Below are 19,809 nucleotides of genomic sequence, written 5' to 3'. Positions count from 1 at the left end.
CCCCATGCACGGCCCCGGTACCGGGCACGATGCCTCGCCGCGGTCGGCGGAACGTACGGGCGTGGTGGTGGCAGGTCCACCGCGCACCGAGTTTCAGCCCCACTGACACCGCCTGCCTCGTGCCGGAGAGTCGTGCGTACCTGATCCGGCACGACACCGAGGGGTTCTCATGGAGCAGCGACCAGCCCGTTCGACGGTACGGCGCATCATCGGCGGAACGTCCATCCGTATGGCGGCGGCGGCCGGGATCGCCGGCGCGCTCGCCGCCGGGCTCGCCGGGCCCGCGCTCGGAGCGCAGAGCAACGGTGACCCCGCCGTCGTCCGCGTCGGCGACGGGCTCGTACGCGGCAGCGTCGGTGACGGGTACCGGCGGTTCGACGGGATTCCCTACGCCGCGCCGCCCGTCGGCGACCTGCGGTGGGCCTCGCCACAGCCGCCGCGACGATGGACCGGCGTACGCGAGGCCACCGAGCCGCGCGGCTCATGCCCGCAGACCGCCGGGTTCCTCGGGGACCCGGCCAGCGCCGACGAGGACTGCCTCTACCTCAACGTCACCACCCCCGCGAACAGCCACGGCAAGAAGCTCCCCGTCATGTTCTGGATCCACGGCGGCGGCTTCTACTCCGGCTCCGGCAGCCTGTACGGCGCCCAGCGCCTGGCCACCGAGGGCAACGTGGTCGTCGTCACGCTCAACTACCGGCTGGGGGTCTTCGGCTTCCTCGACCACCCGGCGCTGGACGGGGCGGGGAGCGAGTCCGGCGACTACGGGATCGAGGACCAGCAGGCCGCGCTGCGCTGGGTGCGGCGGAACGCCGCGGCGTTCGGCGGAGACGCGGGCAACGTGACGCTCTTCGGCGAGTCGGCCGGCGGCGTGAGCACCTGCGCGCACCTGGCCTCCCCCGCCTCGGCCGGGCTGTTCCGCCGCGCGATCGTGCAGAGCGGCCCGTGCACGATGGCCTCGGAGTGGCCCTACCCCGACGGAAACTGGGTCGTACGGCCGCGGGCGACCGCGGAGAAGCAGGGCGAGGCGGTGGCCGCCAAGCTCGGCTGCGAGCAGAACACCGTCGCGTGCCTGCGCGGCAAGTCGGTGGCCGAGCTGCTCGACGCCTCCGACGGCGGTCAGGGGTACGGGCCGGCGGCGGGAGGCGGCGTACTGCCCCTGTCTCCGAAGACGGCGCTGGCCACCGGCCGGTTCAACCGCGTGCCGGTGATCCACGGCACCACCCACGACGAGCACCGTACGTTCGTCGCCGCCATCGAGACGTTCACCGGGCACACCGTCACCGACGCCGACTACCGGCAGGACATCGAGGACTTCTTCGGCAAGGACAAGGCGGCCGAGGTCTTGAAGGAGTACCCGGCCGCCGCGTACGAGTCGCCGAGTGTGGCCCTCTCGACCGTCTGGACCGACTCCGCCTGGGCCTGCACGGCACTGGACACCGACCGGCTGCTCGGCGCCCGCGTGCCCACGTACGCGTACGAGTTCTCCGACGCGACGGCGCCGTGGGCGAGCGACGGATCCTCACCGAGCTTCGCGACCGGCGCGTTCCACGCCTCCGAGCTGCAGTACCTGTTCGACGACGAGCAGTTCCGCACCCCGCTGAACGCCGGTCAGCGGCGGCTGTCGGAGCAGATGATCCGCTACTGGACGAACTTCGCGCACACCGGCGACCCGAACGGCGGCGGCACGACGGCCTGGCCTCGCTTCGCCGGGACGAACGTACGGTCCCTGACCACCGGTGGGGACGCGCAGGCCGACCTGTCGACCGAGCACCGCTGCGGGTTCTGGAAATCGCTGTGACACGCGAACGGCGGCCGGGGTGCTCCCCCGGCCGCCGTTTCTAGAACCGCCGCCGCGACACCACCACGCCGAGCATCCCCGGCCCGACGTGTGCGCCCACGACCGGTCCCGCCTCGCCGACGTACAGCTCGAACAGCCGGGGGATGCGCTCGCGCAGCCGTGCCGCTAGGGCGGCGGCCCGCGAGGACGCCGCCACGTGCTGGACGGCCACGTCGACCTCCCGGTCCCCGGCGAGTTCGACCGCGAGTTCCTCCAGCCGGGCGAGCGCCCGCGAGGTCGTCCGCACCTTCTCCAGCGGCGCGATCCGCCCGCCCGTGATGCGCAGCAGCGGCTTGATCATCAACGCCGAGCCCAGCAGGCTCGCCGCCGCGCCGATGCGGCCGCCGCGGCGCAGATGCTCCAGGGTGTCGACGTAGAACAGCGAGCGCGTCGCGCGTACGCGGCGCATCGCGGCGTCCGCGACCTCGTCCAGGCCGGCGCCTGACGCGGCGGCCTCGGCCGCCGCCATGACCCCGAACCCGAGCCCCATCCCGATCGAACGGCTGTCCACCACCCGGACGGGGATCGGCGCGTCATCCGCGGCGAGGCGGGCGCTGTCCACGGTGCCCGACATCTCGCCGGAAAGGTGCACGGACGCGACCGCCCGCGCACCGGCGCCGGCCGCCTCCTCGTAGGCGCGGCCGAAGCGTTCGGGTGAGGGCCGCGACGTCGTGAGCGCCCGCCAGTCGCGCGGCCCGTCGGACGCCGTACGGCCCCGGCCCTCCTCACGGACGTCGCCGCCGACCGCGACCTGGAGCGGAACGACTCTGACACCGTGCGCGGAGACGACGTCCTCCGGAAGATACGCGGTGGAATCGGTGACGATCGCGACCGCTGCTCCCATGTCCGGAGTCTAGAACCCCGCCCGGCGGCGCCTACGACATCCCGGCCAGTTTGTAGAGGACGAGTGAGCCCGCGACCGCGACGTTCAGGCTCGCTCCCGTGCCGACCATCGGGATCTCCACCACCTCGTCCAGCAGGTCGAGCGCCTCGGGCGGGATGCCCGTCCGCTCGTTCCCGAGCACCGCGACCGTACGGCCGCGGGCCATCGGCAGGTCGGCGAGGCGTACGGCGTCCTCCGCGAGCTCGACGCCGATGACGTGGGTGTCGCGTTGGTTCCGCAGCCACCGCAACGGCCCGTGGACCCAGTGGACGCAGGACCGCTCGCGCAGCGTGTCGCCGCGGGCGAGCGCCTCGGGCACCCACGGAAGGCGGGGTACGGCCATGCAGGCGCCGACGGCGTCACACGTGCGCAGGAGAGTGCCGAGGTTGGCCCCGTGCAGGGGCCACAGCGGAGCGACGATCAGATGGTCCCAGCAGCGATGCGAACGCCGCCGGCGCGCTTGGTGCAGGTCGCGGGGCGTGCGCACCCGGATGGACCGCGCGCTCACCGCTCCCGGGCGGTGTCGCCCCTGTCGCGAGAGTCATGAGAAGTGCGCCCTTTCAGCGGCGGGCGCGGGCCATCGACGAGCGTATCGGTCACCCGAATGATAACCCCGCCGGGCATCCCCCGGAGCGAGGCCGGACACCGCGTCAGACCCGACGGCGAGCGTGCCGCGCCGCCACGGCCGTCGCGAGAAGGAGGCCGGCCAGCGCGGCGTGGTAGACGACGTCCTGAGGGCTGACCGGACGGTGCGGATCGTGGAGGTAGCCGAGGACGGCGGGCAGGAGGTGGACGGCGGAGGCCAGGAGCCAGCGGAGGTCGCGGGCGGCCACGGTGGCGCACAGGCCCGTGGCCATCAGCCCCAGCTCGAGGAAGGCCGTGAGCTCCCCCGGGCCCACCGTGAGAAACAGGGAGTCGACCAGCATGGCGGCCGGGACGACGAACCACCACCGGGAGCGCGGACACGCGCGGCGCCGTACGGCGAGGACGAGCAGGACGCCCGCCAGCAGCCAGAGCGACGCGCCGAACCGCACGTCGGTGCTCTGCACGCGCATCCACGGGAAGACGCCCACGCCGTTCTGAACGGCGGCGAACACGGCGATCGGCGCCGCCACCCGGAACCGGCCGTACAGCACGGTCACGACCAGCAGCGCGAACACGGCGGGTCGTAGCGGCCAGTCCGGCAGCTCCGGTGTCACGGCGCCGAAGGCGGCGACGGCCAGGGCCAGGGCCGCGAGATGCAGGCCGTCGGCCCACCAGCGGACCGGGAGGTCCGCCCGTCGCCGCGCGCGGGCGGAGAAGGCGCCGCGCACCAGCGCCGCGCTCTCCCGCGCCGAGGACGTACGACGGTCCGCACCGGTCTCGAGCAGCGTGCCGAGCAGCTCGTCGCGGTGACCGGCGGGGTAGGCGCGCAGCAGCAGGCGGTACCAGCGCTCCGCGCTCACGGGTGCACCGGCCGGAGTCGTACGATGCTCGCCGCCGCCGCCATCCGCGCGGCCTCCTTCGTGACGGCCGCGACGCCGTCGTCGGTGATGCGGAAGTAGCGGCGGGGCCGCCCGTCGACGACCTCCTCCCGATCGACCGCGATCAGGCCGCCCGCGGCCATGCGGTCGAGCGCGCCGTAGAGCGTCCCGACCGCCAGGCGCACCCGGCCACCGGACTGCTCGCCGGCGCGCTTGATGATGCCGTAGCCGTGAAGAGGGCCGTCGAGCAGCGCCGCCAGGATGAAATAGGTCGCCTCGCTCATCGCTCGCACGATCATGACCATATATCGGGTGTCGAAGTATCGCCAAACGTGCCCGCCGGTCGGTGCGGCCGGGCGAGGAGTGACGACTTCGCGGTCGTGGACCGGCCGGGGATCGCCTCGGCCGCGACGATGCCGATCGAGCCGGCGACCGTCTGACGGGCCCGGGTCGCGCGTTCCAGGAGCCGCTCCTGGAACGCGCGGCCGGGACGGATCAGCCGGCCGTGACCTTTAGGCGGTAGGACTCCAGACGGTCCGCGAGGTCCTTGGGACGGCTCAGCGCGGGCAGGTGGCCGCCGTCCATCTCGTCCGGGACGATGCCCAGCCGTTCGCGTACGACGCGGCGCTGGAACGACGCCGGAAAGAACCGGTCGTGCCGGCACAGCAGGAAGCGCGTCGGGACGTCCGGCCACGCCTCCAGCGGCCACGGGTCCGTCCACATCGAGGCCGACTCGCTCCGCTGCTCGCGTGTCATCGCCTCGGCGGTGATCTCCGGGGGAACATCGTGGAAGAAGCCCTCCACCAGGTCGAACTCCGGTGAGCGCCCGTCGCGGACGGCCTGTTCACGGCGGGCCCGCTCCGCGCCGGTGTTGGCCCACCAGTCCCCCGCCGTCTCGCCGGGCGCGGGGACCATCGCGGCGAGCATCACCAGCAGCCGCACCGGCACGCGGTCGCACACCAGCGGGCCGGTGAAGCCGCCCAGCGACTGCGCCACCACGACCAGGTCCGTCCGGCCGCCGATGGCCGAGACGACCGTGTCGGTGTACCCCGCCAGGCCGGCGGCGGCGTCGCTCGGCAGCTCGGGCGCCACCACGTCATGGCCCCGCCCGCGCAGCTCGGGGACGAGCCGGTGCCAATACGAGGCGTCACCCGCACCGTGGATGAGGACATAGGTCGCCATCAACGCCCCCTCTTCGCGAGCCGGGCGAGCTCGGTGGAGCCGAGCAGGGTTCGCGCCACCTCTCCGTCCAGCGGGCGCAGGTCTCCCTGAGCGAGTACGTGCACATTTGCCCCTGAATTAGGAGTGACTGGTCCTAGATAAGATAACAACCGTGTCCGACAAACGGCGATACGACGACCCGTGCGGGATCGCCCGCGGTCTCAACGTGATCGGGGAGCGCTGGGCACTGCTCGTGGTGCGCGAGCTGGTGTTCGGCCCCAAGCGCTTCACCGACCTGCACCGCGGCCTGCCCACGGCGAGCCAGAACGTCCTGTCCCAGCGCCTGCGGGAGCTCGAGGCCGCCGGCGTCGTCCGCCGCCGCAGGCTCGGCCCGCCGGCGGCCACCTGGGTGTACGAGCTGACCGAATGGGGCCGCGATCTGGAACCGGTGCTGTTCCACCTCGCCCGCTGGGGCAGCCGGTCGCCACTGACCTCCGGCAACGAGCTCAGCGCCGACGCGCTGATGTTCGCGCTGAGGACGAGCTTCGACGCGGACGCCGCCCGGGACGGGACCTATGAGATCCGTCTCGGCGACGACCGCTTCCACGCCGTGGTCGCGGACGGGCGGCTACGGCTCGAACGCGGAACGGCGGACGAGCCGGACGCGGTGCTCGTCACCGACGTCACCACGCTGAGGTCGGTGGTGTTCGGCGACCGCGGCATCGGCGAGGCCGCCGATGACGGGGCACTGCGCGTCGAGGGCGACGAAGAGGCCGCCGCCCGTTTCGCCGCGGGTTTCCGCCGTCCGGTGCCCCTGGACCCGGCCGAGACACGTTAGCCGGGGCCTTCCTCAAAGCCCCGCCGTTCTAGGCCATCAGACCTGGACGGGGACACCGCCGCGCCAGACGCGCTGGGCGCGGAGGCCGAACGCCCACGCGAAGGCGCCCTCGTGGTCGGCGTCCCAGAGCACGATGTCGGCGTACATGCCGGGGGCGAGCGCGCCGCGGTCGGACACGCGCAGGGCGGCCGCGCCGCCGAGCGTCGCGGCCCGCAGCGCCTCGTTGACGCTGAGGCCGAACATCGCGACGGACAGGCCGACGACGAGGGGCATCGAGGTGATGCCGCACTGCCCCGGGTTGTGGTCGGTGCCGAGCGCGAGCGTCACGCCCCGGTCGAGCAGGGCGCGCACGGGTGGGGTGCGGCCGTTGTGCAGGGCGCTGCCCGGGCAGATCGTCGCGGCGACGCCTCCGTGGTGGAGCGCCTTGATGTCGTCCTCGTTGGCCTCGGTCAGCAGGTCGGCCGACGCGCAGCCGACCTCGGCGGCGACCTGCGCGGCGCCGACGCGCTCGTTGGCGCAGGCGTGGATGCGGGCCTTGAGCCCGACCCGCTGGCCGGTCATCAGCAGGACGCGGGCCTCGTCGGGCGTGAAGTGGCCCTCGTCGCAGTAGACGTCGATGCTGTCGGCACCGGCCGCGGCGGCGTCGCCGGCCCAGAGGCGCACGGCCTCGATGTAGTCGCGGCGGCGGCCGAAGTATTCGGGCGGCAGGACGTGCGCGGCGAGGAAGGTGGCGTGGATGCGCGGCATCGACGGCTCTTCCTCGAGCGAGCGCAGCATCCGGATGTCGGCCAGCTCACCGTCGCGGGTGAGGTGGTAGCCGGTCTTGGCCTCGATGGTGGTCGTGCCGGCGCAGATCCACTGGCGGAGCCGCTCGCGGACGTTGTTGCAGAGGGTCCAGGGGTCGGTGCCGCGGGTCACGGTGACCGTGGAGGCGACACCGCCGCCGGCCGCGACGATCTCGTTGTTGGTCGAGCCGCTGGTGCGCATGGCGAGCTCGGCCCAGCGGTTGCCCGCGTAGACCGGGTGGGAGTGCGCGTCGATGAGGCCCGGCGTGACGAGCCCGCCGCCGAGGTTCTCGACGTGGTCGACGTCGACGATGTCGTCGATGACACCCGGGACGCTCTGGGGCAGGTCCGAGGCGGGCCCCGCCCAGACGATGCGGTCGTCGTGCACGAGAATCGCGGCGTTGCTGCACACGTCGGTGCCGGTCCACAGCCGACCGATGTTCGTCAGCAAACGTACGGTCATTGCATCACCGCCCGGCTACGCCACTGCGCCGGTGAAGGGTGTCCGGACGCCATGCAGCGGGTCACCTGCTCTCGCTCGACTAACGACGGCAACGCTGCCGACGGACCCAAGTGCGGTTAAGGAGGTGGCCATGAGACCACCTGGAGCAACGAACCCGGAAAACTCGGTTTCGTCACGGTAGTGCACCGACGCCCCCCTGTACAGCCTTTGGCCGTATACCACTGCTCGACCGCCCCAACGGCCGACTGTTACAGGCGCTTTGAAGATACCTCAGAAAGAGACGGCGGTCGGGGCGAACGACGAAGATGGCCGAGACCGATTCATCGCCCGGAATCGATCGCGCTCGTCACGGCCGTACGGCCGCTCCCCGACCGCACGAAACCCTCGTCCGCCACGTGCGGCGGGCGAGGGTCCCGGGTGGTTCTCTCAGACCTGAGCGGAGGCGTACGGCTCCAGCTCGGCGGCCAGGCGGTCGGGCACCCGGACGTGCAGCGCGGTGCCCTCGGCGGTGTGCTCCTGGGAGAGCACCTCGCCGGTGTCGTGCGCCCGGGCGACCAGGTCGCCGCGATCATAGGGCACCAGGGCACGCACCTCGCGCTCGGCGCGCGGGAGCGCGTCCTCGATCGCCTGGAGCAGCTCGTCGACGCCGGCGCCGGTGCGCGCCGAGACGACGACGCTGTGCGGCTCGTGCCGGCGGAGCCGGGCGAGCGTCATCTCGTCGGCGAGGTCGGCCTTGTTGATGACGACGAGCTCGGGGACGTCGGCGCCGCCGATCTCGCGCAGCACCTCGCGCACGGCGGCGATCTGCGCCTCCGGGTCGGCGTCGGAGCCGTCGACCACGTGGAGGATCAGGTCGGCGTCGGTGACCTCCTCCAGCGTCGAGCGGAACGCCTCGACGAGCTGGTGCGGCAGATGGCGGACGAACCCGACCGTGTCCGCGAGCGTGATGGCGCGGCCGTTCGGCGTGCTCGCCCGGCGCACCGTCGGGTCGAGGGTGGCGAACAGGGCGTTCTCCACCAGCACGCCCGCGCCGGTGAGGCGGTTGAGCAGGCTGGACTTGCCGGCGTTGGTGTAACCGGCGATGGCGACCGCGGGCACCGCGCGGGTGCGCCGCCGGGACCGCATCGTGTCGCGGGCCTTGCCCATCTCGTTGATCTGGCGGCGCAGCTTGGCCATGCGGGTGCGGATGCGCCGCCGGTCCAGTTCGATCTTGGTCTCACCGGGGCCGCGGCCACCGATGCCGACACCGCCGGCGGCACGGCCGCCGACCTGCCGGGACAGGTTGCCACCCCAGCCGCGCAGGCGCGGCAGGAGGTATTCGAGCTGGGCCAGCTCGACCTGCGCCTTGCCCTCACGGCTGCTGGCGTGCTGGGCGAAGATGTCCAGGATCAGGGCGGTGCGGTCGATGACCTTGACCTGGACGATCTCCTCAAGACGGCGCAGCTGGCTGGGCGCCAGCTCTCCGTCGCAGATCACGGTGTCGGCGCCCGTGGAGATCACGACGTCGCGCAGTTCCAGCGCCTTGCCGGAGCCGACGTACGTCGCGGGGTCGGGACGCGAGCGCCGCTGGATCATCCCCTCGAGGATCTGCGAGCCGGCGGTCTCGGCGAGAAGCGCCAGCTCGCGCAGGGAGTTCTCGGCGTGGGCCTCGTCGCCGTCGGTCCACACACCGATCAGGACGACGCGTTCGAGTCGGAGGGCCCGGTATTCGACCTCGGTGATGTCGCGGAGCTCAGTGGACAGACCGGCGACACGGCGTAGCGCCTGCCGGTCTTCGAGATCGAGCTCACCGGTCAGCGGCTCTGGCTCTTCGTAGGAAAAAGTAGACATCTTCCCCCATGTCAACGCCGGAACGTGCCCGGATCTTCCCCTGATGCTGCCACGTGCGCGCGTTTCGCACACCTGGATATCAGCACGGGGGGTCGGTCGGGGCTGGTTGGTCGGGGAGACACGAGTCGGCGTACCCGCCACTGGTCGCCCACGCGGGTAGGAGGGAGAGGCGGACCCTCTTTGACCGGCCCGCAAGGACGTTAATAGGCTTTCCACTAAGCAGAAGAGAAATTTCACTATACGAAAGGGTAGGCAGATGGCTGGACCCGCAGGCGTGGAGCTGACCGGCTCCGTCGACGATCGGTTCGGGGAGATCCTCACGCCCGAGGCGCTGGGCTTTCTCGCCACCCTCCAGCGCGAGTTCGGCGCGCGGCGCCGCGAGCTGCTCGGCCTCCGCGCCGAGCGTCAGCAGGAGCTGGCCCGCGGCGGCACGCTCGACTTCCCCGCCGACACCGCCGACATCCGCCAGGACGACACCTGGCGCGTTGCCGACCCGGCGCCCGGCCTGGAGGACCGGCGGGTCGAGATCACCGGGCCGACGGACCGCAAGATGACGATCAACGCGCTCAACTCGGGCGCGAAGGTCTGGCTCGCCGACTTCGAGGACGCCAACACTCCGCTCTGGGAGAACATGGTCGGCGGCCAGCTCAACCTCCGGGACGCCCTCGACCGCACCATCGACTTCGAGACCGGCGGGAAGTCCTACACGCTGAAGCCGGACGAGGAGCTGGCCACCATCGTCGTGCGGCCGCGCGGCTGGCACCTGGACGAGAAGCACGTCCTCGTGGACGGCGAGCGCATGTCCGGCTCCCTGTTCGACTTCGGCCTCTACTTCTTCCACTGCGCGCGGCGCCAGCTCGACAAGGGCAAGGGCCCGTACTTCTACCTGCCGAAGATGGAGAGCCGGCACGAGGCGCGTCTCTGGAACGACGTCTTCAACCTCGCCCAGGACCTCCTGGAGATCCCGCGCGGCACGATCCGGGCGACCGTGCTGATCGAGACCATCCCGGCCGCGTTCGAGATGGAGGAGATCCTCTACGAGCTGCGGGACCACTCCGCGGGGCTCAACGCCGGCCGGTGGGACTACCTGTTCTCGGTGATCAAGAAGTTCCGCTCGCGCGGCCGGCAGTTCCTGCTGCCCGAGCGCAACGCGATCACGATGACCGCCCCGTTCATGCGGGCGTACACCGAACTCCTGGTGCGCACGTGCCACAAGCGCGGCGCGCACGCGATCGGCGGCATGGCCGCCTTCATCCCCTCGCGCCGCGACGAGGAGGTCAACAAGGCCGCGTTCGAGAAGGTGCGGGCCGACAAGACCCGCGAGTCCGAGGACGGCTTCGACGGGTCCTGGGTCGCCCACCCCGGCATGGTCGACATCTGCCGCGAGGTCTTCGACGGCGTCCTCGGCGACCGCCCGAACCAGCGCGACCGGCTTCGCGAGGACGTCTCGGTAGCCGCCTCCGACCTGCTGGCGGTGGAGAAGACGCCCGGTGAGATCACCGAGGCGGGGCTGCGCAACAACATCAGCGTGGGCCTGCAGTACATCGCGACGTGGCTGGGCGGCAACGGCGCGGTGGGCATCTTCAACCTGATGGAGGACGCCGCGACCGCCGAGATCGCGCGTTCGCAGGTCTGGCAGTGGATCCACAACGACGTCGAGCTCGCCGAGGGCCCGAAGGTCACGCCGGAGCTGGTCGAGCGGCTGATCGACGAGGAGCTCGGCAAGATCCGCGAGTCGTACGGGGACGCGTACGACGAGAAGCGCTTCGCCGACGCGGTGAGCCTGTTCAAGGAGGTGGCGCTCGCCGACGAGTACGCCGACTTCCTGACCGTCCCGGCCTACGAGCGGATGCCCTGACGACCGCGCCCCGGAGTTCCCGGACTCCGGGGCGTTTCCGCAGGTCATCGCCCGTACGCATGACGTACGGCAAGGGTCAGATCACACCTTGGTACCGATTAGTTTGGATCCGTTCCGAAAGGTCAAGGATGGGTGATGTGTCTACAGCAGGGCTTGACGGGCTCGCAGAGCGGCTGAGGGTCGTCGCCGGGGCCGGCAACGTCATCACCGACCCTGCGGAGCTGCGCACGTACGAGTGCGACGGGCTGACCTACCACCGGGCGACGCCGGGCATCGTGGTGCTGCCGGACAGCGCCGAGCAGATCGCCGAGATCGTCCGGGCCTGCGCCGCCGAGGGCGTGCCGTACATCGCGCGCGGTTCCGGCACCGGGCTGTCGGGCGGCGCGCTCCCCCGCACCGACGGCGTGCTGATCGTCACCTCCCGCATGCGGCGGATCCTTGAGATCGACATCGACGACGAACGCGCCGTCGTCGAGCCGGGCGTGATCAACCTCGACGTCACCAAGGCCGTACGGCCGCAGGGGTACTACTACGCGCCCGACCCCTCCAGCCAGCAGATCTGCTCGATCGGCGGCAACGTGGCGGAGAACTCCGGCGGCGCCCACTGCCTGAAGTACGGCTTCACCGTCAACCACGTGCTCGCCTGCGAGGTCGTCACGCCCGACGGAGAGATCGTGGAGATCACCGAAGCGCCGGGCTACGACCTGCTCGGCGCGTTCGTCGGCTCGGAGGGCACGCTCGGCATCACCACCAAGATCACCGTACGGCTCACGCGCCTGCCGGAGAAGGTCGAGACGCTGCTGGCCGCCTTCGACACCATCGAGAGCGCGGGCGAGGCGGTCTCGGCGATCATCTCCGCGGGCGTGGTGCCCGCGGCGATCGAGATGATGGACGCGCTGTCCATCGAGGCGGCCGAGGCCGCGGTGGCCTGTAACTATCCGCCCGGCGCCGGCGCGGTGCTCATCGTCGAGCTGGACGGGCCCGCCGCCGAGGTGGACCACCAGTTCGCGCAGGTCAAGGAGTTGTGCGCCGCGGCGTTCGAGATCCGGGTGGCCGCCGACGACACCGAGCGGGCCCTGATCTGGCGCGGCCGCAAGTCCGCGTTCGCGGCGGTGGGGCGGATCAGCCCCGACTACATCGTGCAGGACGGCGTCATTCCCCGTACGGCCCTGCCCGAGGTGCTGGCCAGGATCGACGAGCTGTCGGGCGACAGCGGGGTCCGGGTCGCGAACGTCTTCCACGCCGGCGACGGCAACCTGCATCCGCTGGTGCTGTTCGACGACGCGGTGCCGGGCGCGGGCGAGCGCGCCGAGCTGGTCTCGGGCCAGATCCTCGACCTGTGCATCGAGCACGGCGGGTCGATCACCGGCGAGCACGGCGTGGGCGTCGACAAGGCCAAGCACATGCCCCGGATGTTCACCGAGGAGGACCTCGACACCATGCAGATGGTGCGCTGCGCCTTCGACCCGGAGGGCCTGTGCAACCCCGGCAAGGTGTACCCGACCCCGCGGCTGTGCGGCGAGGTGCCGGGCCGCCGCACGAAGGTCCATCCGCTCGTCGAGAGCGGAAAGGCGGACCTGTTCTGATGGCGCCCGTGATCGACGCCCTCGCCAAGGCGTGCGAGGTCCGCCCCGCCGAGCCCGAAGACACCGTCCAGGGCGTCGCCGCCTCATACGTGGCCGCGCCCGCGAGCGTGGCGGAGGCGAGCGAGCTGATGCGCGCCGCCGCCGAACACCGCCTCGCCGTCGTGCCGCGCGGCGCCGGCACCAAGCTGCACTGGGGCGCGCCGCCCGAACGCTGTGACCTGATCGTCGAGACGCGACGGCTCGGGCGGTTGATCGAGCACGCGTCGGGTGACCTGGTCGTCAAGGCCGAGGCCGGCCTGCCCCTGCGGGACCTGCAGGAGGCCGTCTCCGGCACCCGCCAGCAGCTCGCCCTCGACGCCCTGGTGCCGGGCGCCACGGTCGGCGGGGCGCTCGCCACCGCCACGGCCGGTCCCCGTCGGCTCCTGTACGGCTCGGCGCGCGACCTGCTCATCGGGATCACGGTCGTGCGCGCCGACGGGGTGGTCGCGCACGCCGGCGGCAAGGTGGTCAAGAACGTCGCCGGCTACGACCTCGGCAAGCTGTTCACCGGCTCGCGCGGCACCCTCGGTCTGATCGCCGAGGCGGCGTTCCGGCTGCACCCGCTCCCGCAGGCCAGCGCCTACGTCTCGGCGACCGTCGCGGACGCGGGCCAGGCGCTGGAGCTGACGCGGGCGCTGCTGCGCTCCTCGCTCGTGCCCTCGGCCATCGAGGTGGACGGACCGGACCCGATCACCGTGACCGTGCTGCTGGAGGGGTTCGCGGGCGGCGTGCCGGCGCGCGCCGAGGCGGCGCGCGACCTCATCGGCGGCCGGGTCGCGGACGGGCCGCCGGACTGGTGGGGACGGCTGCCGGACGGCGAGGTGCTCGCCGAGGTACGCGCCGCGCCCTCGAGGCTCACCGCGATCTTCCAGGAGGCGCCCGCGCACGTCCGCGGCTCCGCCGGGCGCGGTGTCTGGCACGTCGGGCTGCCCGCCGGCGACGCGGAGCAGACCCTGGACCGCCTGCGGCGCCACGGCAGCGCCGTCGTGCTGTCCGCGCCGGACGGCACGGCGCTCGACCGGTGGGGGCCGGTGCCCGCCCTGCCGCTGATGCGGCGCGTCAAGGACCAGTTCGATCCGGAGCACCGCCTGTCGCCCGGACGCTTCGCAGGGGGGATCTAGTGGAGGACTTCCGCGAGTTGCTCGACGACTGCGTGCACTGCGGGTTCTGCCTGCCCACGTGCCCGACGTACCAGCTGTGGGGCGAGGAGATGGACTCCCCGCGCGGGCGGATCCACCTGATGAGCCAGCACGAACAGGGCGCGCCGCTCTCCGGCCCGATGATCGAGCACTTCGACCGCTGTCTCGGCTGCATGGCCTGCGTGACCGCCTGCCCGTCCGGCGTCAAGTACGACCGGCTCATCGAGGTCACCCGGGCCCAGGTCGAGGACGAACAGCCGCGCGGCCGCACCGACCGCCTGCTCCGCGAGGCGATCTTCGCGTTCTTCCCGTACCCGAAGCGGCTGCGCCTCCTGCGCGGGCCGCTCCGCGCGTACCAGGCGTCCAGGATCAACATGGCGCCCCTGCTCAACCGGATCTCGCCGACGCTGGCGGCCATGGAGCGGCTGGCACCGCCGCGCGCCGCTCATGTGCGCCTGCCCGAGCGCGTCCCGGCGCGCGGCGAGCGCCGCGCCGTCGTCGGCATGCTGACCGGCTGCGTACAGCGGGAGTTCTTCCCTGGAGTCAACGCCGCGACCGCCCGCATCTTGGCGATGGAGGGCTGCGACGTCGTCATCCCCAAGGCCCAGGGCTGCTGCGGGGCGCTGTCGCTGCACTCCGGGAGGGCCGCGGAGGCCAGGGCGTTCGCCAAGAAGACCATCGAGTCGTTCGCGGACGTCGACGTCGTCGTCGTCAACGCGGCCGGGTGCGGATCGGCGATGAAGGACTACGGCGACGTGCTGGCCGACGAGCCGGAGTGGGCGGAGCGCGCACGGGAGTTCTCGGCCAAGACGCGCGACCTCACCGAGTACCTCGCCGAACTGGGGCCGCGCGCCACCCGCCATCCGCTGGAGATGACGGTCGCGTACCACGACGCCTGCCACCTCGCCCACGCCCAGGGCATCCGCCGCCAGCCGCGTGCGCTGCTCGCGGACATCCCCGGGCTGGAGATCCGCGAGATCGCCGATCCGGAGATCTGCTGCGGCTCGGCGGGCGTCTACAACCTGCTGCAGCCCGAGGCCGCCGGTGAGCTCGGCGACCGCAAGGCCGCGAACGTGTCGGCGACCGGAGCCGACCTGCTCGTGGCCGCCAATCCCGGCTGCTCGCTGCAGATCGCCACGGCGCTGCGCCGCCGGGGCGAGGAGATCGCGGTGGCACACACCGCGGAAGTGCTCGACGCGTCCATTCGGGGGATCGGCAAGGAGCAGTTCTCCCGTCGGAGGTGACCCCCGTTGTATCGCCAAGTACTAGACCCCGTCGCCCATTCCCTGGGGTGGAGTTCGCTGGTCTCGGCGCTCCCCCTGCTCACCCTGTTCGTACTGCTCGGCATCGTGCGGATGCGCGCGTGGCTGGCCTCGGTCATCGCCCTGGCGGTGTCCCTGGTCATCGCGATCTGGGCGTACAGCATGCCCGTCGGCCAGGCGTTCCTGGCCGGCAGCGAGGGCGCGATTTTCGGGTTCTTCCCGATCCTGTGGATCGTCATCAACGCGATCTGGATCTACACCATGACCGTGGAGACCGGGCACTTCGACGTGCTCCGGCGGACGTTCACACAGGTCAGTGACGACCAGCGCATCCAGGCGATCATCATCGCGTTCTCCTTCGGGGCGCTGCTGGAGGCCCTGGCCGGGTTCGGCACGCCGGTGGCGATCACGTCGGTCATGCTCATCGCGATGGGCTTCAAGCCGCTCAAAGCCGCGGTGGTCGCGCTGGTCGCCAACACGGCGCCGGTCGCGTTCGGCGCGATGGCCATCCCGGTCATCACCCTCGGCGGCGTGACGCACATGTCGAGCGACGCCCTCGGCTCCATGGTCGGCCACCAGACGCCGATCCTGTCGGTGTTCGTGCCGCTCGTGCTGGTGTTCATCGTCGACGGCCGCCGCGGCGTCGCGCAGACGTGGGTCGCGGCGCTGACCGCTGGCCTGGCGTTCGGGTTCGCTCAGTGGATCACCTCGAACCACCTGTCGGTGCCGCTCACCGACATCGTCGCGTCGCTGTTCTCGGTGATCGTCCTCGTCGCGCTGCTGCGCGTCTGGCAGCCGGGTGAGACGCTCGGCGGCGCCGAGCCGCGTACGGTCGTCGCGGGAGGGGCGGCCGACGAGCCGACGCCGGAGTTCGCCGGCCGGGTGGCGCACCCGGACTCGCGGGCGGAGATCGTACGGGCCTGGGCACCGTACGCGATCATCATCGTGGTCTTCGTGCTCGCGCAGATCAACCCGATCAAGGGCTGGCTCGACGACCCGACCAGGACGGTGAACTGGCCCGGTCTGCACATCACCGGCGCCTCCGGCAAGGTGTCCACGCTGCCGCAGTTCAAGATCAACTGGCTGAGCGCGGCGGGAAGCCTGCTGCTCATCTCCGGGGCGCTGAGCGCGATCGCGCTGAAGATCAGCGTGGGGCGGGCGCTGCGCGCGTACTGGGCCACTCTCGTGCAGCTGCGCTGGGCGATCGTCACCGTCATGGCGGTGCTGGGCCTCGCGTACGTGATGAACGCCTCCGGCCAGACGATCACGCTCGGCACCTGGATGGCGGGCGCCGGCGGCTTCTTCGCCTTTCTCTCCCCCGTGCTCGGCTGGCTCGGCACCGCGGTCACCGGCTCGGACACCTCCTCCAACTCGCTCTTCGGCGCCCTGCAGGTGGCGGCAGCGGGCAAGGCGAACCTGTCCCCGCTGCTGATGGCGGCCTCCAACAGCTCCGGCGGCGTGCTCGGGAAGATGGTCTCACCGCAGAACCTCGCGATCGCCGCGGCGGCCGTCGGCATGGACGGCAAGGAGGGCGACATCTTCCGCCGCGTGATCCTGTGGAGCCTGGTCTTCCTCGCCGGGATGTGCGTGCTCGCGTTGTTGCAGTCCGTCGCGGTCCTGTCATGGATGGTGCCCTGACCAGGAGTCATCCGGGCAGTGGCGGGATTTCCGCAGGGCGATTTGTTATGTTTTGAGGCCTTGTGCAGCGGTGCTCCGCGACGTCGTCGCGGAGCACCGCCGACCGCCGACCCGGGACCTGGAAACCATGGCACGGAGTCACTCACACAGAAGCAGCCATAGAAGAAAGAGACAGACCCGGCGCGCCAGACGCCTCGGCATCGCGGGAGGCGCCACCGGCGTCCTCGGCGTGGCCGCGGTGGCCGGCCTCATCGTCGTCGTGCGCGCGCACGGCGACCACCGCACGCCGGCGCCCCGTACGGTCGCCGCCCGGACGGCGACGCACGGCTCCGACGGCCTGTCGCGGCTCAAGACCGGCTCCCGGCTCGACGTCAGCACGCCGGACGGCTATTCGTACTCTCTGGCCGCGGTCAAGGCCGGGACGGGCGATCGGCCGCTCGCCAGCACGACGGCGCGGCCCGCGGACGGCACCACGCTCGGGTACGCCGACTACGTGATCACCAACACCGGCAACGACGCCGCGCTGCTGGACTTTCCCGCCGACCTGTTCGTCAAGCGGTCCCGGGTGCCGGCGAGCGTGCTGGCCGCGAACCGCTGCATGCCGCAGCCGGGCGCGCCCTCGGACATGTGCACGCTGCCCGACCACACCGACGTGGTCAACACGCTCGGCTTCGCGCCGCCGCGCTCGGAGGACGGCGACCAGTACATCCCGGCGGGGGCGAGCTACCTCGTACGGGTCGCCACCGACATGCCGGTCGAGAGCTCCGTCTCACCGCACGACCTGAGGCTGTACGTGTGGAACCCGCGCTTCGTGCCGGACCGGCGCGCGGTCGAGGTGCCCCTCCCCTGACCCGGGTGAGATTTGGATGAGAAAGCTTCTGCCCTGGTCAGAGCGGTCTCAGCGCGATATACCGTCATTGACGTGCGAATCCTGGTCGTAGACGACGAACCCGCAGTCCGTGACTCTCTGGCGAGCAGCCTCGCCTTCGAGGACTATGAGGTCGTCACGGCCGCCGACGGCGTGTCGGCCCTCGACGAACTCGGCCGGGCCCAGCCCGACCTGGCCATCCTGGACATCCTGATGCCCCGCATGGACGGCCTCACCGCGTGCCGGCGCCTGCGCGCCCTCGGAGAGACGCTGCCGGTGCTCATGCTGACCGCCCGTGACACGGTCGGCGACCGGGTGACCGGGCTGGACGCCGGCGCGGATGACTACCTGGTCAAGCCGTTCGACCTGGACGAACTCCTCGCGCGGGTACGGGCGCTGCTGCGCCGCAGCGTGGTGACGGCCCGCGGCGGCGAGATCCTGGAGTACGCCGGCCTGCGGATGAACACCGTGACCCGCGAGGTGAGCCGCGACGGCCGCGCGCTGGAGCTGACCCGCACCGAGTACTCCCTGCTGGAGCTCTTCCTCACCCACCCGCGCCAGGTGCTCACCCGCGAGCAGATCCTCAAGGCGGTGTGGGGCTTCGACTTCGAACCGTCGTCCAACTCCCTGGACGTGTACGTCATGTACCTGCGCCGCAAGATGGGCGAGCCGCGGCTGATCAACACCGTCCGCGGCGTCGGCTACGTCCTGCGCTCCCCTTGACGAGCCTGCCCTGGGAGGGATCTTGAGCGATGAAAAGGCATCTGTCCTTGCGCACCCGGCTCGCCGTGCTGACCAGTCTCGCCGTCGCGGTGGCCGTGGCCGCCTGCGCGGTCGGCTGCTGGTTCGTCGTACGCGGACGGCTGATCGACCAGCTCGACCAGTCGTTGTCGGCAGGGCCGCGCACCGGCGGCCCGCCTGGCTCGGACGCGAGGCCCGGATCGGCGCGCTCCATCTGTGACATGCAGCCGCGGAAGGACGATCCCTTCCGCGGGTACCAGCCGACGCTGCAGGTCATCTCGCCGGACGGCACCTACTGCAGCTCGCCCGGAACCTCTCCGCTGAAGGTCGTGCCCGGTGACGTCGCGATCGCGCGCGGCCAGAAACCGGCCTCCTACCGGGACGGCGAGACCGCGGACGGCACGCCGATGCGGGTGTTCACGCGCCGCGACCCCGACGGCTTCGCGGTGTCGGTGGCCAAGCCGCGCACCCAGGTCGACGAGTCGCTGAACAGCCTGGCCCTGCTGCTCGTCGCGGTGTCGGCCGTCGGCGTGGTCGGGGCGGCGGTCGCGGGCCTTCTCATCGCCCGCGCGGGGCTGGCGCCCGTGGACCGGCTGACCGACGTGGTCGAGCACATCGCCCGTACCGAGGACCTGGACACCGCCATCCCGGTCGAGGGCCGTGACGAGATCGCCCGGCTGAGCCGGTCGTTCAACAGCATGACCCGTGCGCTCGCCGGGTCGCGCGAGCGACAGCAGCGGCTGATCGTGGACGCCGGCCACGAGCTGCGCACGCCCCTGACCAGCCTGCGCACCAACGTCGATCTGATGCTCCGCAGCGAGGAGACCGGCCGTCCGCTGCCCGACGACGGCAAGGAACGGCTGCTGGTCAACGTGAAGGCGCAGCTGGTGGAGCTGACGAGCCTGGTCGGCGACCTGCTCGACCTCGCGCGGGACGAGGATGTCGCCGACGTGGGCCCGGTCGCGCTGCACGAGGTGGCCGACAACGCCGTGCGCCGCGTACGCCCGCGAGGGCCGACGTTGCGGATCGAGGCGCAGATCTCGCCGTGGTACGTGCGCGGGGACGCCGCGGCGTTGGAACGTGCCCTGGTGAACCTCCTGGACAACGCCATCAAGTTCAGCCCGCCGGGCGGCACCGTGGCGGTCCGCCTCCGCGACGGCGAGCTGACCGTACGGGACCAGGGGCCGGGCATTCCGGACGAGGACCGGCCGTACGTCTTCGACCGGTTCTATCGTTCGCCGTCCGCGCGGGGGCTGCCGGGATCGGGCCTGGGGCTGGCCATCGCGGCCCGTGCCGTACGCGAGGCGGGCGGGGAGATCCGGCTGGATCCGGCGCCCGGCGGCGGCACGGAGGCGTGGATGAAGCTGCCCGGAACCCTGGTTCCGGCTTCTTGACCCGCTTTCTCATCGGGGGTT

At 71.8% G+C, this 19,809-nt stretch carries 17 protein-coding genes; 10 read left to right on the top strand and 7 right to left on the bottom strand.

Annotated features, from left to right (window positions below; translation table 11 throughout):
- Window positions 1–169 precede the first annotated feature (169 nt).
- Entirely contained in the window at window positions 170–1,801 is a 1,632-nt protein-coding gene (locus OG417_RS18100; protein ID WP_329257047.1) for a carboxylesterase/lipase family protein, read from the top strand.
- Between the two features lie 40 nt (window positions 1,802–1,841).
- Here the strand turns inward: OG417_RS18100 and OG417_RS18095 are convergent, their stop codons facing one another.
- From OG417_RS18095 to OG417_RS18075, 5 genes are all read right to left on the bottom strand, one after another.
- The gene (locus OG417_RS18095) at window positions 1,842–2,684 is read right to left on the bottom strand and encodes a DegV family protein (protein ID WP_329257045.1); all 843 of its coding nucleotides are present in this window, start codon (window positions 2,682–2,684) and stop codon (window positions 1,842–1,844) included.
- A 31-nt stretch (window positions 2,685–2,715) separates the two neighbouring features.
- A complete protein-coding gene (locus OG417_RS18090; protein WP_329257042.1) occupies window positions 2,716–3,231 on the bottom strand; it encodes a TrmH family RNA methyltransferase in 516 nt (171 codons plus the stop codon).
- Between the two features lie 142 nt (window positions 3,232–3,373).
- Window positions 3,374–4,168 (bottom strand): hypothetical protein, encoded by a 795-nt coding sequence (locus OG417_RS18085; RefSeq protein ID WP_329257039.1) that lies wholly within the window; start codon window positions 4,166–4,168, stop codon window positions 3,374–3,376.
- Entirely contained in the window at window positions 4,165–4,470 is a 306-nt protein-coding gene (locus OG417_RS18080) for a PadR family transcriptional regulator (protein WP_329257036.1), read from the bottom strand. The genes OG417_RS18085 and OG417_RS18080 overlap by 4 nt, the downstream gene beginning before the upstream one ends.
- A 211-nt stretch (window positions 4,471–4,681) precedes the next feature.
- Window positions 4,682–5,368: an alpha/beta hydrolase gene (locus OG417_RS18075; RefSeq protein WP_329257033.1), complete on the bottom strand. Its 687-nt coding sequence runs from the start codon at window positions 5,366–5,368 to the stop codon at window positions 4,682–4,684.
- Between the two features lie 151 nt (window positions 5,369–5,519).
- Here OG417_RS18075 and OG417_RS18070 point away from each other — a divergent pair, with 151 nt between their 5' ends.
- Entirely contained in the window at window positions 5,520–6,185 is a 666-nt protein-coding gene (locus OG417_RS18070) for a helix-turn-helix domain-containing protein (protein ID WP_329257031.1), read from the top strand.
- Between the two features lie 36 nt (window positions 6,186–6,221).
- Here OG417_RS18070 and hutI read toward each other — a convergent pair whose 3' ends face one another.
- Window positions 6,222–7,433, bottom strand: a complete 1,212-nt coding sequence (gene hutI / locus OG417_RS18065) for an imidazolonepropionase (RefSeq protein WP_285580707.1) — start codon at window positions 7,431–7,433, stop codon at window positions 6,222–6,224.
- 426 nt (window positions 7,434–7,859) lie between these two features.
- Window positions 7,860–9,263, bottom strand: coding sequence for a GTPase HflX (gene hflX, locus OG417_RS18060; protein WP_329257029.1), 1,404 nt, complete (start codon window positions 9,261–9,263; stop codon window positions 7,860–7,862).
- A gap of 256 nt (window positions 9,264–9,519) precedes the next feature.
- Here hflX and aceB point away from each other — a divergent pair, with 256 nt between their 5' ends.
- The 8 genes from aceB (at window position 9,520) to OG417_RS18020 (ending at window position 19,788) form a co-directional block, all read left to right on the top strand.
- Entirely contained in the window at window positions 9,520–11,121 is a 1,602-nt protein-coding gene (aceB, locus tag OG417_RS18055) for a malate synthase A (protein ID WP_329257026.1), read from the top strand.
- A 128-nt stretch (window positions 11,122–11,249) separates the two neighbouring features.
- A complete protein-coding gene (locus OG417_RS18050) occupies window positions 11,250–12,707 on the top strand; it encodes an FAD-linked oxidase C-terminal domain-containing protein (RefSeq protein ID WP_442875699.1) in 1,458 nt (485 codons plus the stop codon).
- Window positions 12,707–13,867 carry an FAD-binding oxidoreductase gene (locus OG417_RS18045; protein ID WP_329257020.1) on the top strand — a complete coding sequence of 387 codons (1,161 nt, stop codon included), beginning with the start codon at window positions 12,707–12,709 and terminating at the stop codon, window positions 13,865–13,867. Before OG417_RS18050 ends, OG417_RS18045 begins: the two co-directional genes overlap by 1 nt.
- A complete protein-coding gene (locus OG417_RS18040; RefSeq protein ID WP_329257016.1) occupies window positions 13,867–15,129 on the top strand; it encodes a (Fe-S)-binding protein in 1,263 nt (420 codons plus the stop codon). Before OG417_RS18045 ends, OG417_RS18040 begins: the two co-directional genes overlap by 1 nt.
- 6 nt (window positions 15,130–15,135) lie before the next feature.
- Window positions 15,136–16,785, top strand: a complete 1,650-nt coding sequence (locus tag OG417_RS18035) for an L-lactate permease (protein WP_329257013.1) — start codon at window positions 15,136–15,138, stop codon at window positions 16,783–16,785.
- A 229-nt stretch (window positions 16,786–17,014) separates the two neighbouring features.
- Window positions 17,015–17,635 carry a hypothetical protein gene (locus OG417_RS18030; protein WP_329257010.1) on the top strand — a complete coding sequence of 207 codons (621 nt, stop codon included), beginning with the start codon at window positions 17,015–17,017 and terminating at the stop codon, window positions 17,633–17,635.
- 78 nt (window positions 17,636–17,713) lie between these two features.
- Window positions 17,714–18,376, top strand: a complete 663-nt coding sequence (locus tag OG417_RS18025) for a response regulator transcription factor (protein ID WP_442875751.1) — start codon at window positions 17,714–17,716, stop codon at window positions 18,374–18,376.
- A gap of 29 nt (window positions 18,377–18,405) precedes the next feature.
- Window positions 18,406–19,788, top strand: a complete 1,383-nt coding sequence (locus tag OG417_RS18020) for a HAMP domain-containing sensor histidine kinase (protein WP_329257004.1) — start codon at window positions 18,406–18,408, stop codon at window positions 19,786–19,788.
- The last annotated feature ends 21 nt before the right edge of the window (window positions 19,789–19,809 follow it).

The sequence above is a fragment of the Actinoallomurus sp. NBC_01490 genome (assembly GCF_036227085.1).
GTDB classification, from domain to species: Bacteria; Actinomycetota; Actinomycetes; order Streptosporangiales; family Streptosporangiaceae; genus Actinoallomurus; species Actinoallomurus oryzae.
The sequence above is the reverse complement of the archived record's forward strand: the minus strand, read 5'-3'. Positions and strand labels throughout refer to the sequence as shown.

Bases quoted from the DNA above. Each gene is read 5' to 3' on its own strand.
- OG417_RS18100 (WP_329257047.1), top strand. From the start codon at position 170: ATGGAGCAGCGACCAGCCCGTTCGACGGTACGGCGCATCATCGGCGGA.
- OG417_RS18095 (WP_329257045.1), bottom strand. From the start codon at position 2,684: ATGGGAGCAGCGGTCGCGATCGTCACCGATTCCACCGCGTATCTTCCG.
- OG417_RS18080 (WP_329257036.1), bottom strand. From the start codon at position 4,470: ATGAGCGAGGCGACCTATTTCATCCTGGCGGCGCTGCTCGACGGCCCT.
- OG417_RS18075 (WP_329257033.1), bottom strand. From the start codon at position 5,368: ATGGCGACCTATGTCCTCATCCACGGTGCGGGTGACGCCTCGTATTGG.
- hutI (WP_285580707.1), bottom strand. From the start codon at position 7,433: ATGACCGTACGTTTGCTGACGAACATCGGTCGGCTGTGGACCGGCACC.
- hflX (WP_329257029.1), bottom strand. From the start codon at position 9,263: ATGTCTACTTTTTCCTACGAAGAGCCAGAGCCGCTGACCGGTGAGCTC.
- aceB (WP_329257026.1), top strand. From the start codon at position 9,520: ATGGCTGGACCCGCAGGCGTGGAGCTGACCGGCTCCGTCGACGATCGG.
- OG417_RS18050 (WP_442875699.1), top strand. From the start codon at position 11,250: ATGGGTGATGTGTCTACAGCAGGGCTTGACGGGCTCGCAGAGCGGCTG.
- OG417_RS18045 (WP_329257020.1), top strand. From the start codon at position 12,707: ATGGCGCCCGTGATCGACGCCCTCGCCAAGGCGTGCGAGGTCCGCCCC.
- OG417_RS18020 (WP_329257004.1), top strand. From the start codon at position 18,406: ATGAAAAGGCATCTGTCCTTGCGCACCCGGCTCGCCGTGCTGACCAGT.